The following is a 16613-nucleotide window of genomic DNA, read 5'->3' as shown; positions in this document are numbered from 1 at the left end:
TTGACAATCTCATAGCCAAGAAAAGAAAAACCAATCACAAGAAGCGCCAGCAACACATATAGTTTCGCCCGAATAGTTCGTAGCATGATAAGCCCTTTAAAGAAAAAATATTCGCATTATAGTATTTGAATGTAAAATGAATGTAAAAAATGAGTCTTATTTCCAGAGTTTTTCGACATTTGCACGTTTTAGCATCTGTTTGAAGGCGGGAAAGTTTAAAGGACGCTCTGTTGCTTGCCAGCGGTCTTTGGTGTCGATAATAAACGTGTGTTCTTCGTTCATACACACTTCAAGGCGCAGGTCTGTGCGGCGTGAAAAAGGAAGGATTTTGAAGCTGAGGTTATCAAGAACGAGTGTAGTAGAATCTGGCGGACGAACAGCCAAAACCATGTGCCAAACCCCACTGTAGCGGTCATGCACTACACATAACCCCATGGTTTTTGGTGCAATGCCTAAGTCTTTGAGGGTGTAGTATTTGCTGATGGCATAATCTTCACAGTCTCCACCACCTTGGGCTAAAAACTCCCCTCTGGTGGCCCAATGATCTTCAGAAGCGTATTGGTATGCATCGTGTATGGGAACGATGGCGTTGAGGTAATGATTGACTTTTTCAAGCGTTACATGTAAAGCTTTTTCTGATGCAACTTCGTTCATAAAGCGTTCGTAATCTTTTAAAATGGGCTGAGCCAAAGGTGCTTTTTGGGCGGCAAGAAAGCTTGGAGAAAGGACAAAAGGGCGCCCCCAAGCAAACACTAAGAGCGCCCCAAGAAGAAAAAAACTACGAAACAAGAGGTGAAGCAGAGGCAATGAGTCTGCCTTGAAAATGCGAAACGCCCATAGAGGATAAGGCTTGAACCTCGCTTTGGTTCTCGGTATTGGTGGCGATGAGTGTGATACCTAGGCTTCGGATAAGATTGGTAAAATTCTCTCGCCCCTCTCCAGTGAAGGTATCATAGAAGACATCATGCAAATAAAGGCTGTTGGCTTTGATGTATGCTGGCCGTAACTCTTGAAGGTACGCCGCCCCTTGGGAAGGAAGAGTAAAGTGGTCTAGGCCAAAATGACACCCCATTTCTTTAAGCATTTTTGCAAGCAAAAGGGTATCTTCTGGCGCGTATAAAGCCACGGTATTGTGTATTTCGATCCATATTTTTTCTCTAAAGTCAACTGTTTTTTCATCAAGTAGGGCTCTAAGCCAACGTATGTTTTCGTGGTTTTTGACAAAGTCTCCGCTAAGGTTTAAGGCAAGTGAAGGCGCACCAGGATGCTCCTTGATGTGTGCGAAGACTTTTTCGATCATATAGCGATCCAGTGTTGCAACAAGCCCTAGGCGCATGGCGATGGGCACAAATCGACCCGCAGCATGCAAGGTTCCTTGACCATCTAACCAACGCAAAAAAACCTCTTCGTGAAGGAGGTGTTCTTCGGCATCTTCTTTTTTGATGACACTTTGACGTGCTAACTGAATGCGTGATTCTTCCATGCTTTTGCGCAACTCTTCTTTCCACTCTTCACGACCCAAAGTAAGGATTTCTTCTTCTTTGTCGCAGATGTACACCGTAAAATTTTCATCACTTTTAGAGTGCATAATCCCATAATCAGCTCGCGAAAAAAGAGATTTAAGGGTTTCGTTTTCATGGTAAAGACCAACGCTACAGCCGGCAAAATACGTGTTCTTTTCTTGCGTCCCTTCCGTTTTCATATTAGTATGAATGGCATTCATGACCTCTTCCATGCGCTTGGCCACATCACCAAGCTCCATTAGGGGCGCTAAAACAAAAAAATCGCTCTCGTTGAGGCGCGCAATGATGATGTTTTCTTCCGTACCAAACTTTTCTTTCAGATTGTCTGTGATGGTTTGAATGAGGGTGTTGTAGTGCTCGTAACCCACCTCTTGCTTGAAGCGTTCTGCTTCGTCGATACTCACCATCGCATAGGCGCCACGGGAGAGCCCTGTGTCGGTTTGAAAATAATCTGGCAAAGTGGTGTTGATGTAGCGTCTGTTGTAGAGTTTGGTTTGCGCGTCAATGTAGAGTAGTTCGTGATAACGCTTGAGGGTTTCGTTTTCACGTTCAAAGATGTCTTTGACTTTTGCAACCATGGCATTCATGGCTTCGGTGGTGGAGCGAAATTCTGTGGTAAAGGGGAGTTTTTTCTCAATAATAAAGGCATTATCGATGATAGCCCTTGCTTGTTCAGCGATGCGTTTGAGGGATTGCAAAGAGAGCGAAAGCAAAGCGTAAAGTATGCCAAACACAAGCACGCCGAGGATGGCAAAGGTTTTGCACAGTTCTAGAAATGTGTGGTAAAGTTGGCGGTAGGCATTGCCTGTATGGCCTTTGACTTCCAAGACGCCAAACTGGTGCCAGCCCATCATGATGTCGCTATGGGCGCTGACACTTTCTAGTTCAATGGTGTTGATGAACCATTGGGGTACATCGCTTAGGAGAACTTTGGTTTCGCGCACATAAATGGGCGTATCATCAATTCCAACAAGAGCTATGCGTTCGTAATACCCGCTATCGAAAATAGCGTTTATCATCGTCTCCATGAGGGCCAAGTCGTCAGGACTAGCGGCTTTTGCTAAAGAAAGCCCTAAAGAATGAGCCGTATTTTTTGCCTCAGTGTAGAGTTGATGCTGGGTGAATTCGGTGGCGGTGTTAAAGTTTAGCACCATCACCGAAGTGAGTACGAGGGCTAAAAAAAGTGTAAACGTGATAGCCATCTGTTTGAAAAGACTCATGGCTGATCCTTTTTGATGATTTTGAGTTCGTCCCATGCGCGCTTTTGGCGCGTGCTAGCAGGCAGCAGCTTGCCAAGCTGTACATTTTTGGCATCCAATAAGGAGCTGCCGCTAAAACTGTATACGGGAATTAAATCTTTGCGCGTGGAGGCGGGAAAGATTTTGCGGTTGTAGTTGTCTAGAACTAGAGGCTCAGAACGAGGGGTTTCGTAGTAGAGCAACACCATGTGAGCAATGTTTAAAGGGACATATTTAACATACCCCATAAAAAGCTTTTTGGGGTCAATGCCAAGCTCTAAAAGAGTAAAGTACTTGGCAATAACGTAATCCTCGCAGTCGCCTTTGTCTTTTCCGATGAATTCTAGCCTTGTTGCCCAATAATCACTCACACCCCAGACATCTTTGTCTAGACCGTAAGGGGTTTTGTTGAAAAAGTCATTGACTGCTTCGAGTTTTTCATGCTCATCACGTCCTTGAGCTTTGTTCATCATGCCAACTAGTGCTAATGCACGGTTTTTGGCAAAAAAGCCATACTCTTTCTCGACTTTTTCGAGCATTTGGCCCTCAATGATAAACTCAGAAGTACTAAAAAGGACGGCAGCCGTTGCTGCCGTCAGCGTAGCTAAGACAAAGCGCTTTTTCATGCGCTAATCATAGCGTATTTAGAGAATGTCCGTATCGACGGTTTGATCGATAATGAGTGTAATGTCGCTACCGTTGTATACCGCCTCGTAGACGCTTTGTTCTGGAGTGCTGGCCGCATCATTTTTTGTCCAGACCTCGTTATCGTCTAGTCCGTCAACAGCGATTTGAACATCGCCTTCACCTGAAACAATCAAGACGTTGTTTTCATCGGTAAGATTAAATACATCTTCGGCTGTAAGGCTGATAGGTGTATCGGTGTCAAGTTTGAGAATTTCAATGTTGTGAACATTGCTAAGGTCAATGTCCTCAGAAAGCACCAAGGTATCGAGACCATCCCCGCCATCAATGAGTGTAGATTCTAGGGTTGGCACTAAGATGTCATCGCCGGTAGTTCCTGTAAGCTCTCCTTCTCCGCCCCAGACTACGTTAAGGGTGGTGCTATCAAGGCGGATGTCAAGTGTTGCCTTATCGGTCGCACCACTTGGATGGGTGAGTTGGTAGGTAAAGGATTCTACTTGCCCAACGTTATTAAGCGAAGCGATAGGCGTATAGGTGTAGTCGCCGTTTGCAAAAATAGTCAATGTGCCGTATTCGCCTGCAACTGTGGTGCCTGAGCCGCTTGCGGCTTCAAAATCACCTTCAGTGAAAATAGACAAGGTTGTGTTAACAGAACCAAGCATGTCATCGCTAAGGATATTGCCGCTTACATCCGTTGCTTGCGTTTCAGTGTAAGAAGCGGGCTGTACAATGAGGTCAACATCGCTGACTTCGACGCTTGGATAGTCGTAGCCCCAGAACCAGTTGCCAGACCTGCCGTGGACATTGGTGGTGATGGAAATCTCATAGTCTCCTGCGTCCAAGCCAGAAACCGCAATGCTTCCGTCACTGTTGAGGGTTGCGCCACTACCATTGATGGCAGTTTTAACACCATCAACAATCTCAAAGAGCGTCCAACTATAGGTTGCTTTTGTGCCGCCCCCAACGGTGGTCACGTCCACACTGAAGTTAAGGTTGCCTGTTGCGTCCTCTTCAATACTAAACTGCTCTGTTTTGGTGAGCGTACGGTTGTTGTAACTATTGCTTGAACCTTGAAGTTTAAATGTGTCTAATACCTCTTCGGTTGTCGGTGCAGGAGCAATAGCGACCTCGTCAATGGTCACTGCGGCAAGGTTATCAATCGCGTCCAGCGTGGCTTGGCCGTTGATAGTAACGGTGAGTGTGGAAGCCACAGGGTCACCATCTCCGTCGGTGAGATAATAGGTAAACTCCTCAGTTAAGGTTTCATCCGCGTCCATACTGTCTTTTACATCGCGGTCAAGAGTGTAGGTGTAGTTGCCATTTGCATCCACAGTCAATGTGCCGTAAGTGCCTTGGATGGCACCGCTTTCGATGGTGCTTCCCTCATTTTCCCATGTGATGCTTTGTGCACTAGCTGCGCCATCTGCACCCCAGTCTGAGCCAACGTGCCCAACACTGTCTGAAACAGTGGGTAAGGCGTCAGTAGAGGAGATTTTAGCGACCAACTCAAAGGAATTGGCTTGGTTTTCAAGGGTGTGTACGGTGGTGACAGGGTTGCCGCTTCCATCCACAAAACCAAGAATACTAAAGGTGTAGGTTTGACCGTTAATCTCTGTTTGGAATGTTGCGTTTTTAATAGTCACAACATCTGCATCTTCCAGTGGGTCAACGTCATTGTTAGGAGTTTCTTCGTGTTCAAACTGAATAGTGTGTGTGATGAGGTGGCTTTGGCCATTGATAGTGACCATAAACTTCACCTCAAGGTCGGCTGATTCTAATGTAGAGGTGCCAGACCATGTTTTGAAGTTATTGTGTATAAAAGTTCCAAGTGTGAATTCTGTATCGATTTCCACACCATTGTTGGAGCGCAAAGCTTCGTTGTCCGTGAACACATACCCAGATCTTTGCCCAGGATTAACAGGGTCTCCCCATTCGATTTTGTCTTTATATGCATCTGTGTCTAGATTGGTTCCTGTGTAGCTGTTGCCTGTTGTGTCAACATTAACCCAGCCCGCAGCAAAACCACCCACTAGTACTTCGCTTGCAGCAACACTTAAGGTCGCTTCATTACTAAAGCTTTGTGGTGTATCATCGGTAATGTCAATGGTGATGGTTGCTTCCGCTGAGGCTTCCCCGTCAGAAACAACAACTGTAAAACTGTCTTGTGCGCCTACGTGGGTTGGTGCAGGTGGTGCGTCATTGGTTGCAGGGTCGCTTAGCTCGTAGGTGTAGCTAAAGTTGCCATTGCCATTGTAACTTGTGACGGTCACGGTGCCGTATTGGGTATCAGCACTTTCTCCTACGATGCCAGCAAAACCATCGGACGCGTTAACAGTAAACTGGGTTCCTGCAAGGGTGATGGAGGTGATGTCGTCCAGTCCGTCTGCATCGGCGATGGAGAAGACACCAGTAGCAACAATAGCTGCTGCCGATGGGTTTGAGCCGATTGCAAGACCTGATTCAGATACAGTGTCGTTGGCATTCTCAGGGTTGCCTGTAGTGACCGTGATAGTTGGGTCGCTGTTGCCTGGGTCAATTGTAATGGTGACGGTTGCGGTATCTGTGCCACCGTTGCCATCAGAAACAGTGTAGGTAAAGGTTGCATCCCCACTAAAACCACCTGTTGGTGTAAAGGTGATGGTGCCATCTCCATTAAGAGTAACAGTACCATTGGTCGCGTCGCCAACACTGATGATGCTTAGTGTGTCACCGTCTACATCGCTGTCATTTTCCAGTAAGTCAGCTACAGGGATGATAAGTGGTATATCTTTGCTTGTTTCAAGAGCGTCATCCACAGCCACTGGCGCGTCGTTTACAGGGCTTACATGTAAAGTTACGGTCGCGCTGTCTTCGCCGCCATTACCATCAGAGATGGTGTACTCAAAAGTGGCGATGCCGTTGAAGTTTTCTGCGGGCGTAAAAGTGATGGTGCCGTCTTCGTTGAGTTCAACGGTGCCATTAACCGCATTGCTTACACTGATAATAGTAAGCGTGTCGCCGTCGATGTCAAAGTCGTTGGCAAGCAACTCTTCGGGTTGGAAAGTAAAGGCTGTATCTTCAGGCGTAACATAAGTGCCTTCGTTGGAAAGCGCTGTGTAGGTTAGTCCGCCATCGGCACTGATTTCAGGTTTGAAGACATACTCGCCGCCTTGGTCCCACCAGTACATTTCGATGTCGTACCAGCCGTCTGCGTCGATAGTAAATGCATCGTGGGTTCGGGTTGATGGGCTTTGGTTGTTGTTGTACTTGGCAACACTTTCGCCATTAACGAGGATTTCGTAGCCATCATCCGCAAGAACTTTAAAGTTATAGGTACCTGCTTTGATGTATACGCTTCCGCTGATGTGTACGCCGCCCTCAGGGGTGTTGGTTTGTCCATCGGTGTAGTTGAGGGACGCGCCATCGTGATTTAAAAACGCCTCTAGGCTGTTGCCTGTTGAAACACCATTGCTGTTGCCATAACCGTACCATACTTTTGTCGCTTCAAAGGTCGCAGCAGGGTCGGTGGTGGCAACGATGTGTTTGAATTCAGTGAGGTTGTCAATAAGGTAACTATTGTTGTTATTGTATGTGCTGCCCTCTAGGCCATTGTGTTCGCTATCAACAGCGTAGTAACTGCCAGAAAGAGCGCCGAAGGTAAAGTTTGGCTTGCCATCATCCGTTGCCACGGGCGCATCGTTGACTCCTGTGACGGTAATGGTAACTTCCTGGGGTTCAGAGGAGGCTCCGTGCCTGTCGGTGGCAATCCACGTAAAGGTGACATCGGCAGTCTCGTTAACGCCAAGGGATTGGTACGCGTCATCGGAAGGGTCGAAGCTGTAGCTACCGTCGCTGTTGAGTACAAAGCCAGCAGGTGCGTCGCCTACGAGAGTGTAGGTTAATGTGGCCGCATTATCATCGTTGTCGATGTCGTTGGCGACAAGTTGTCCTGTGATAAGGGTGCCATCTTCAACGGCGTTGAGGTCGTCTTGAAGTTCAGCTATTGGTGCGTCATTGGTACCCGTAACGGTAATGGTTACCGTTTGGATATCGGTCGCACCGTGTTCGTCCGTGACGGTTGCGGTAAAGGTTTCTGTCTTGGTTTCACCTTGGGCGAGTTGGTCTGCAAGTGAGCCAGGTGTGCTATCAATGGTATAAGTCCATTCGCCCGTTGTTGCGTCAATCGCAAAGTTTCCGTATGTACCTGCGTCATCACCCGTCCATGTCAATGTAGCGCCATTGTCCACATCGGTTGCCACCAAAGTACCAGTGGCTTGTACAGCTGCGACAGGTGTAGTTATGCCCTCATCGGTCACAACGCCTGCTTCTTTTGCGTCACCTGAGGTGACAGATTGTTCAGAAATCACAGGCGCATCATTGGTGCCTGTAACGGTTAATGTTACAGTTTCGTAGCTAGAATAGCGTGATTCATCCCAAAGGGGAGAGCCAGAACCGTCATTTGCACGGTATTGGAATGTGATGGTCGCACTCTCGCCGACGGCTAAAGCGTTGAAATCACCACTGACGCTGTATTCGCCATTGGGCGCGAGGATCACACTTAGGCCAGTCACAAGTGGATTGTCAGAATTGACGGAGTTGTGGCGCAAGTGGAAAGTATGTGTGTCGTTGACATCTTCGTCGGTCGCGGTAAGGGTTCCCGTGAACGTGTTGGTGCCCTCAAGGGCCTCGTTTTCTTCATCACTAATGGTTTCAACCACGGGGCGGTCATTGGTGCCACGGATGGTAAGTGTGATGGTTTGAGGTTCGCTATCAGGAGATTCGTGTGGGTTGGCGCCCGCTACCGCACCCGAGCCATCATTGACGTAGTACTGGAATGTGACTGTTGCGCTTTCTCCAGCGGCAAGGCCATTGAAAGTGGGGTTGACAACACTGTAAGTGCCATCAGGGTTAATGGTTACAACGGTTTGTGATGGGTCTACCACGGGAGCACCGGCATCATCAACTGGTCCTGTGGTGGTTGTGTCAATCACTCCATTTTCGTCTGCATCAACGCCAACATAAGTAAGGTCGAAGTTATCCAGTGTGTCTTCATCGAGAGCAAAAGGCAATCTTCCTGCAAACATCGCATCTTCGCTAGGCGTATTGGCCAAAAAGGCTTCCCATGCGCTAACATTGTCTGGGAATGCAACAGGTTGGTCATTGGTGCCTTGAACCACAAGGGTTGCAGTTGCTGCTTCGCTCAAGGAGTTTTCATGAGCCGAGTCACCGCTAAAGCCTTGACCATCGTTGGCACGGTAATCAAAGGAGACACTCATGCTTTGGTTGGCACCAAGTGTGTTAAACCATGTACTATAAACACTGTATTCGCCTGTTTCGGCGTTGAGATCAATGGAGAGTTGATTAGTAAGCATCAAAATACTTACAGCCCATGGAGCAAGTGTCGTGACAGTTTCAGCACCCTGGCTATCTACTGTAGTAATACTGACGCGGTACGTGCCACTGTCAATGCTAAAGGTGTGGGTGTCACTAGCATCAGCATCAGATGCGCTTAGTTGTCCCTCATAACGGGAGTCTTCTCGTGGCGTGTCAAGCAAAGATGCTTCTGTCACCACAGCGGTAACATCCTCAACTACAGGTTGGTCGTTTGTTCCAGTGACCACCAGTGTTACTGTTGCGGGAGCAGAGGTGTCTGATTCGCCATTGGCTTGCGTGCTGCTGCTGTCTGTGGCGGTGTATTGAAATGTGATGGTTGCACTTTCGCCTGTAGCTAAAGCATTGAAGTCGCCACTGACACTATAAGTGCCATCTTCGTTTACCTCTACACTGTATTCTGTAATGAGTTCGTTGTCGATAGTGGCACTCTCTTCTACTAAGGCGTAAGTGTGTGTATCGGTCGCATCTTCATCACTTGCAACAAGGGTTCCTGCGAAAGTGTTAAGACCGTTTAAGGCTTCGTTTTGTGTATCGCTTACATCTTCAACCACGGGGCGGTCATTCGTACCTGTGATGGTAAGAGTTACTGTGGCGGGCTCGCTGATAGAGCTTTCGTTGATGCCATCAGTGCCATCAAACCCACGACCGTCATTGGCAACGTACTGAAAGGTTACGGTGGCGGTTTCGCCTGCGGCTAGGGCATTGAAGTTGCCTTGGATGCTGTAAGTGCCATCTGCGTTGACGGTAACGGTGAGGTCAGTAACAAGTTCATTGTTTACATGTAAAGATTCTTCTACTGCCTCGTAAGTGTGGGTGTCGTTTGTGTCGTCATCTTGCACGGCAGGAAGGGTGCCTTCAAAGGTTGTATATACGTCTTCTGTGTCTGATTGAGGGTCAGCAGATTCGTGGACAAGGTTGCTTCCTTCGAGCGTTTCAACATGTCCTGCAGTTTGAGCGTCAATAATCTCTCCACCAGAGACGTGTGTGACTTGTAAACTTGAGCTAACGGCACTGTCTTCATCGTTCATGACACCAAAAACAATCTCATGCGTTCCGCCCTCACTAAAGGTGTAGCTAAAGGTGCCGTTGTTTTGGTTGCCTTCTTGAGCAGAGTTTGCCAAAGGATAAATAATTTCACCGTTGATGACAACAAAAGAAAAATCATTAAAATCTGTTGTATTTTCCCCTTCGCCTCCCTCAGCATCAAAAAACGTCCAGTTAAACACAACGGTTTCTCCTGCACTGACACCAAGGGTGAGTTTGAGTGCGGAGCCATCGTATGGGTCATACCCTTGTTCTTGGGTAAAATATTCCTGAATAGTTGTTGAGCCTTCACCTGTGCTGATAAAGGCATTCAATGTTTCAAGATCGACATTGGATTGTACTGCTAAAAGCGATGGATAATCACCTTGACCTTCATTTTCACCTTGGTCTTCGTTGCCAATTCCGCCTATCAACCAAGAGAAAGTGCCGCCATTTGCGTTGACATCACTCACCACAGGCTGGTCATTGGTGCCTGTTATGGTTAGGGTAAACGTAGCTGTTTGGGAGACAGCATCAAAGTTATCGACGGCAAAGTATTGAAAGGTTACAACAGCTTCTTCGCCAACAGCCAAAGCGTTAAAATCGCCAGTGATGGTGTAACTGCCATCAAGATTAAGGACAAAAGTAAGACCCTCAATGGCAACCCCATCAGGCGTGGTGACATTTAAGGAGTCTTCAACAGCAAAAAATTCGTGGGTATCGTTGGGGTTTGTGTCGGTGACAAGGAGTTGTCCGGAGATGACGTTTTGGCCATCAAGCACTTCGATTTGCACAGCACTTACATCAAACACCGTAGGAGCGACGTTGATAAGACCATCTTCCGCCCCTTCTTCAACTTGTGAGGTAGCAAAATCAGTAGGGAGAATATAGGAGCCTATATCGCCCAAATCTCCTGTACGCTCAGCGACAAAGATATCGCCAGAACCACCATCACTCGCTGGGCCTTCTTCACCTGCGGCAGCTTCTTCAAGGGTTTGACCTTGGGCTAGAGCTTCTTGAATAGCTTGTACTTCAGATTCGGCGTAACCTTGACCATTGTAAACAGAATCATCTAGCAAAGAAGTTTCTTGGCCTTGCATTGCAATTTGGCGTCCGTCTTCAAAAAGCACGCTAACACCACTGTTTTGTCCTACGGTTTCAAGGGTTTCGTTGGCATGGACAGGATCTCCCATGACCAAAACACGAACGGTTCCATCCGCTGAAACTGCTCTTACGACTCCTGTGATCTGTGTCACAAATCCGACGACTGTTGCCATGGTAGATCCTTTGTGTAGATATTTTTAACTATGAACAGTATAGGACAAAGGAGAGAGGAGGGGTATTCCTCTTTAGTGGTATTTTTGTGTCAAATTTAGTTTTAGCGAAACATTAGCGCCAGAGAGAGCCTATCGTGAATACCCAATTTTTCAAAGATAGTACGTAAATGCACCTTAACGGTGTGTTCGGTGATAAAAGAGATTTTGGCAATCTCTTTGTTGGAACGTCCTTGGGCTACAAGGGTAGCAATCTCGTATTCTCGCTTTGTGAGGCGCTGGGTGAGAAAATCCGAAGAGTCGGTTTGGGGAAGCCCTTGAATCATTTGGAGTAAAAATTCAGGATAGAGCCAAATATTCCCATCTCTAATAAGCATAAGTGCTTGTTGTAAATGGGCAGCTGAGAGTCTTGCATTGGCATAGCCAAAAATACCCAGGCGCAAAAGAGGCTTGCCCTCTTCAAAGGTAGGGGTATCTTCTAAGACCATAATGCGTGTTCTTGGGGCATGGGTGCGCAGTTGCAAAATACCCGAAACCAAAGGGGTTTCTCCAAAAAATTCTCCATGGACGAGTAGAATCATCGAAGAGGAGGTGTTGAGGGTTTCAAGTAATGTTGAAAAATCCTTTACATGTAAAGGATTTTCTGTTTCAATGGCTGCTTTCCAATGGGCAAAAATAGTGGGGTAAGTGACGCAACAAAGTATCATAATTAACGCTCCCGTAAGGCATTGTGTTTGGCTTTGAGGATGGGTTTGAGTAAAAAGTCCAAGACTGTTTTTTTGCCTGTGATAATGTCAACACTGGCTACCATTCCAACTTTAATATGTAAAATCTCATTAGCAGAACTTAGGTGTGTAGAGTCGGTTTTAATCATCGCCACATAGTAGGTATTGCCTTTTTCGTCAGTGATAGTGTCTGCGCCGATTTGGCTCACGTGACCTGTTAGGCCGCCGTAGATGGAAAAATCATAGGCGGTAAATTTGACCGTTGCAGGTTGGTCGAGTTGGATGAAAGCGATGTCGGAGGGTTTGACTTTCACTTCCACAAGCAGTGCGTCATCAATGGGTACGATTTCCATGATGTCCATACCCGGCTTTACTACCCCGCCCACAGTATTGGTAAAGAGCTGCTTAACCGTACCACTTACAGGTGCACGCACGATGGCTCTGTCTACGCGGTCAGTAAGGGCACCGATGGATTGCTGAGTGAGCATGAGTTCGGCAGAAACTTCGTTGAACTGCTCTTTGGCTTTGTTGCGAAAGGCAAGAACGGTGTCTTGGATTTTGCCGCGGGTCTCTTCAATGGAGGATTCGATGCGTGGCACAGAAAGCTTGGCGCTCTCTAGGCTTCCTTCGGCATCATTGAGCTGGCGGCGTAATTGCAATAGCTCCACCGCAGGCACAACTCCTTGTTTAACCATGGGTTCTTTGAGGGTGATTTCCTCTTTAAGAAGACTTAGGCTACGGGTGAGCTGACGAATGCGCGCACGTATTTCAGTGAGCTCGCTAGTGCGTTGGCGCAGTTGGCTGTTGATGATTTCGATGGCATTTTCAAGTTGGATTTTATTGCTTAAAAAGAGGCTTTTTTCTTCGTCCAAAAAAGAAGAGTCTAGCGTTTGGTCTCTAGGGGCACTGTCAAAATCCAAACCATTGGCTTCTGCGTACAAACGGATGGTTTTGGCTTTGAGTTCTTGGATGCGTAGGCGGTTTTCTTGAAAAGAGCTCACAAAACGAATGTCTTGAATCTTAAGAAGGGGTTGGCCGCGTTGGACGTTGTCCCCTTCGCGCACGTAAAGTTCTTCGACGATGCCTCCTTCGAGGTTTTGCACCACTTGGACGCGGCTTGAAGGAATAACCCTGCCTTCTCCGCGTGCTATTTCATCCACAGAAGCGTAACTTGCCCATAAGACAAGCCAAGCAACCGAAAGGGCGATTGTCCACAAAATCAAACGGCTACTAAGGGTGGACTTCTCTAAGACTGCTGCACTGAGGCTTCTCATGTATGCTAAATCTTGGGGAGAATAACTCTGTTTTTTAGAGACAGAGCGCACGGCGTGAGGGTCGATTTTAGGAAGTTTCTCAAACACGGGCGCCTCCATTTCCTTGGAGTTGTTTTAAGACATTATCACGTGGGCCGTCCAAGACAATTTTGCCATTATCGAGAATGATAAGCCTATCTACAAGAGGAAGGAGTGCTGTTTTGTGAGTAATTAGCATGATGGTTTTATTTTCAAATTTACGGGCAAAATGGGTTCTAATTTTTGCCTCCATGGTGTTGTCGATGGAGTTTGTTGGCTCATCTAAAAGTACGATAGGCGCATCGAGCAAAAACGCTCTAGCAATAGCGATGCTTTGGCGCTGACCTCCTGAAAGGGCAGCACCGCGTTCGCCCACTTCCATCTCGTATCCTTGCGGGTTTTGGCGGATGAATTCTTCTACGCCCGCTAGCTTGGCTGCTTCTAAAATCTCTTCATCGGTAGCGTAGGGCGCTTTATAGGCAATGTTGTCTTTGACGGTGCCATTGGCAAGCACAATGTCTTGGGAAACGTAGCTAATATGGGTGCGCAAATCCGCAGGGTCGATTTGACTGATATCAATATCGTCAATTAAAATACTCCCCGAGCTTGGTTGATATAGCCCAAGAATCAGTTTTTCAAGAGTGGTTTTTCCAGACCCAATTCTTCCTACAATACCAACACGCTCCTTGGGTTGAATGACAAAACTGACATTTTCAAGGGCAGGTTTCAAGGCTCCTGGGTAGGTAAAGGTGACGTTTTTGAATTCAATTTTCCCTTCAAATTTCTCTCGATTGATGTACTCTCTTCCGTGAGGCCTATCCACAGGAAGCGCCATGATGTCATTAAGGGAGGTTAAAGCCGTTTTGGTGTGTTGGTAATTCGCCATTAGTGAGGCAATTTGCCCAAGGGGTGAAATAGCGCGGGAAGAGAGAATGACCGTTGCAATTAATCCCCCCATGGTCAGACTTAAATCTTGAATCAGATATACCCCATACACTACCACTGCAACGGTGTTGAGTTGCACCAAAAGAGCAGTAATAGTGGAAATAGAATTTGAAATAATGCGAGTTTTTAGCCCTTTTTGCGCAATCTCCCCCGAAGCCTCTTCCCATTGAAACTGTGCACGCCCTGTGGCACCCATAGTTTTAATCATTTCGATGTTGCTAAGGCTTTCAATTAAAATAGCATTTTTTTGTGCCGCGGCTTTATAGGCGCTTTCGATACTTTTACTAAGGGATTGTCTAATGGACAGTGCATACCCAAGGAGCAAGAGCATGACCACCAAAGGAACCACGACAATAGAGCCGCCGATAAAATAAATCACCACAATAAAAATTACCACAAAGGGTAGGTCAATGATGGTAGACACCGTGGCGGAGGTAAAAAAAGAGCGAATGGATTCAAATTCTTTGAGGTTGTTCGCGAAAGAGCCAATGGACTTTGGCCACACACCCATGGTGAGCGCCATGACCTTTTCAAAAATCATGGAAGACATGATAATATCACTTTTTTTACCTGCCACTTCCAAGAAATAGGCGCGTAAAAATTTGAGTACCGTATCAAGGAGATAGACTACCGCTACCCCAATGGCCATAACCCAAAGAGTCTCAACGGCATTGTTGGGCACGACCCTGTCATAAACGTTCATGACAAATAAGGGACTAGCAAGTACAAAAAAATTGACAACTAAAGATGCTAATAAAACGTCCTTATAGAGCTTGCGTGAGCGCCATAGTGTTCCCCAAAACCAGTGTTTGGATTCTCGCTGTTCAAGCACGTCGTCTTTGCGTTCGGATTGAAGGTAAATGCGTTTGAGGTAAAAGGCAAAGCCCAAATACTCTTTTTCTAAATCCTCTACACGCACCCATGTTTCGCCCTCGCCGCACTCAGGAACAATGATACGTGCGTGGGTTTTGTTGGCATCAAACGCATCTAGAATGCAGGCTTGCTTGTCTTTGAGCATCAAAATACAAGGCAGTACAAGGGCAGGGATTTGTTTTAGTTCGCGCTTAACAACCTTGGAGGTAAATCCCGCACGCGCCGCGGCGCGAGAAAAGTTAGCTTTAGCGCCGTGAATAGAAAAAAGCTCCGGCTCAGCACGCCCTTTGGCGGTAGGTAGCCCTTCGATAAGCGATTCAGCACTAAAAGGTTTTCCGTGAAGTTTGGCAACAATCACCAAGCACTCTAATAGCGGGTCTATACCCACAGCATTAATAATCTCTTCTGGCATCTCTCTCCCTTTAAAATCCCTGCGCACCGCACAACATGGTGTTGCACGATGCGACAGTATACAGCAAAAATTAGTGAGAGATAGTGTCTAATTCGTCCGCCTTGGAAACACCCGTATCTGCCATGCCAACCATCTCAAGACCATGAGTACCCGCTACTTGTAGCAAGGTGCCAGTTTGTTCAAAGATGCGGTATTTGGCGAAAATTTTGTCATATTTGGCGGTAACAAGTTCACGTTGCGCACCGTAGTATTCGCCTTCAGTATCTAAAATATCAAGCAAGGTGCGACGTCCGAGGCCAAACTCTTCGTTGTAGAGCGAGAGGGTTTTTTCGCTTAGGTCACGGTGTTTTTCAATGTAGCCCATTTGTTTGTCAATCATGGTGTACGCGTTCCACGCTAAGCCCAAGCGTTCTTTATTTTGGCGTTCCATCATGCTAAAGACCTCTTTTTCTTTAGCAAGTTCGCTGATGCGTTTTTGATGTGTAGCGTCATCGGCTCCACCATTGTAAAGGTTGTAAGTAAAGCGCAACATAATGGAGCTAGAGTCATCGTCTCCTTCTACGCCCCCAATGTTTTTGTTCCACGACTGCTTAGCTTCTAAGTCTATCACAGGAAGGTATGCGGCTTTGCTGATGTGGTAATTTTTTGTTGCCACATCAATGTTGGCGCGCTGAACTTTTAAAGAAGGGTTGTTTTGCTGTCCTTGTTCTAGCAAGAGGGCAAAGTTTTCAGGAATATCTGCGCTGTTAGCTGGGTCACTAAAGGCTTCGGGGTTAACAGAGGAGCCATAGACTTTTTCAAAATTAACCACTGCGTCATCAAAGTTGTTTTGTGTGGCAACAAGATTTGATTCAGCCAAGGCTAAACGGCTGGCGGCTTGCTCAAGTTCAGATTGTGCGCCAATGCCCGCATCAATGCGTTGTTGGATTTGGTTGTAAAGGCGGTCATGTACTTCTACGTTTTCTTTAGCGAGTTCAAGAAGCTTCATCTCTTTGAGTGCTGCAAGGTATGCTTGAGCTGTCTCGAGAGTTTTTTCATTGATAGCTTCCATGACGCGATAAGACGCAGCGCTAATGCGGCTATCTTGGCGACTGATGTTTAGCTTGTCTGCACCACCTCGAAAAAGGTTCCACTGAAGAATGAAGGCCATTTCAGTGCGGTTAAGGTAAACATCTTGATTGTTTGTGCTGTTGCTGTTGGTTTTTTCACGTCCTGCAGCTGCCACAAAATCAAGAGTTGGTAGGTATCCAGCAAAGGCAATGTTTTTGTCTTGGGTGATAGCGCGAAAAT

At 46.8% G+C, this 16613-nt stretch carries 8 protein-coding genes; all 8 read right to left on the bottom strand.

From position 1 onward, the window contains the following. Nucleotides 1-156 precede the first annotated feature (156 nt). Entirely contained in the window at nt 157-807 is a 651-nt protein-coding gene (locus JWV37_RS10075; protein ID WP_205459677.1) for a transglutaminase-like cysteine peptidase, read from the bottom strand. Then, entirely contained in the window at nt 779-2743 is a 1965-nt protein-coding gene (locus JWV37_RS10070; protein WP_205459676.1) for a bifunctional diguanylate cyclase/phosphodiesterase, read from the bottom strand. The genes JWV37_RS10075 and JWV37_RS10070 overlap by 29 nt, the downstream gene beginning before the upstream one ends. Continuing rightward, on the bottom strand, nt 2740-3387 hold the full coding sequence (locus tag JWV37_RS10065; protein ID WP_205459675.1) for a transglutaminase-like cysteine peptidase: 648 nt from the start codon (nt 3385-3387) through the stop codon (nt 2740-2742). The genes JWV37_RS10070 and JWV37_RS10065 overlap by 4 nt, the downstream gene beginning before the upstream one ends. Before the next feature lie 18 nt (nt 3388-3405). Beyond that, nucleotides 3406-11079 carry a BapA/Bap/LapF family large adhesin gene (locus JWV37_RS10060; RefSeq protein WP_205459674.1) on the bottom strand — a complete coding sequence of 2558 codons (7674 nt, stop codon included), beginning with the start codon at nt 11077-11079 and terminating at the stop codon, nt 3406-3408. Between the two features lie 101 nt (nt 11080-11180). Further along, on the bottom strand, nt 11181-11783 hold the full coding sequence (locus JWV37_RS10055) for a response regulator transcription factor (protein WP_205459673.1): 603 nt from the start codon (nt 11781-11783) through the stop codon (nt 11181-11183). Between the two features lie 2 nt (nt 11784-11785). Then, nucleotides 11786-13162 (bottom strand): HlyD family type I secretion periplasmic adaptor subunit, encoded by a 1377-nt coding sequence (locus tag JWV37_RS10050; RefSeq protein ID WP_369407676.1) that lies wholly within the window; start codon nt 13160-13162, stop codon nt 11786-11788. Beyond that, the gene (locus JWV37_RS10045; RefSeq protein ID WP_205459671.1) at nt 13155-15323 is read right to left on the bottom strand and encodes a type I secretion system permease/ATPase; all 2169 of its coding nucleotides are present in this window, start codon (nt 15321-15323) and stop codon (nt 13155-13157) included. The genes JWV37_RS10050 and JWV37_RS10045 overlap by 8 nt, the downstream gene beginning before the upstream one ends. A gap of 70 nt (nt 15324-15393) precedes the next feature. Beyond that, a partial coding sequence (locus JWV37_RS10040; protein WP_205459670.1) for a TolC family outer membrane protein occupies nt 15394-16613 on the bottom strand: 1220 nt, incomplete at its 5' end.

The sequence above is a fragment of the Sulfurospirillum tamanense genome, assembly GCF_016937535.1.
GTDB classification, from domain to species: Bacteria; Campylobacterota; Campylobacteria; order Campylobacterales; family Campylobacteraceae; genus Sulfurospirillum_B; species Sulfurospirillum_B tamanense.
This window is presented reverse-complemented; position numbering and strand designations above follow the sequence as displayed.

Bases quoted from the DNA above. Each gene is read 5' to 3' on its own strand.
- JWV37_RS10070 (WP_205459676.1), bottom strand. From the start codon at position 2,743: ATGAGTCTTTTCAAACAGATGGCTATCACGTTTACACTTTTTTTAGCC.
- JWV37_RS10065 (WP_205459675.1), bottom strand. From the start codon at position 3,387: ATGAAAAAGCGCTTTGTCTTAGCTACGCTGACGGCAGCAACGGCTGCC.
- JWV37_RS10060 (WP_205459674.1), bottom strand. From the start codon at position 11,079: ATGGCAACAGTCGTCGGATTTGTGACACAGATCACAGGAGTCGTAAGA.
- JWV37_RS10055 (WP_205459673.1), bottom strand. From the start codon at position 11,783: ATGATACTTTGTTGCGTCACTTACCCCACTATTTTTGCCCATTGGAAA.
- JWV37_RS10045 (WP_205459671.1), bottom strand. From the start codon at position 15,323: ATGCCAGAAGAGATTATTAATGCTGTGGGTATAGACCCGCTATTAGAG.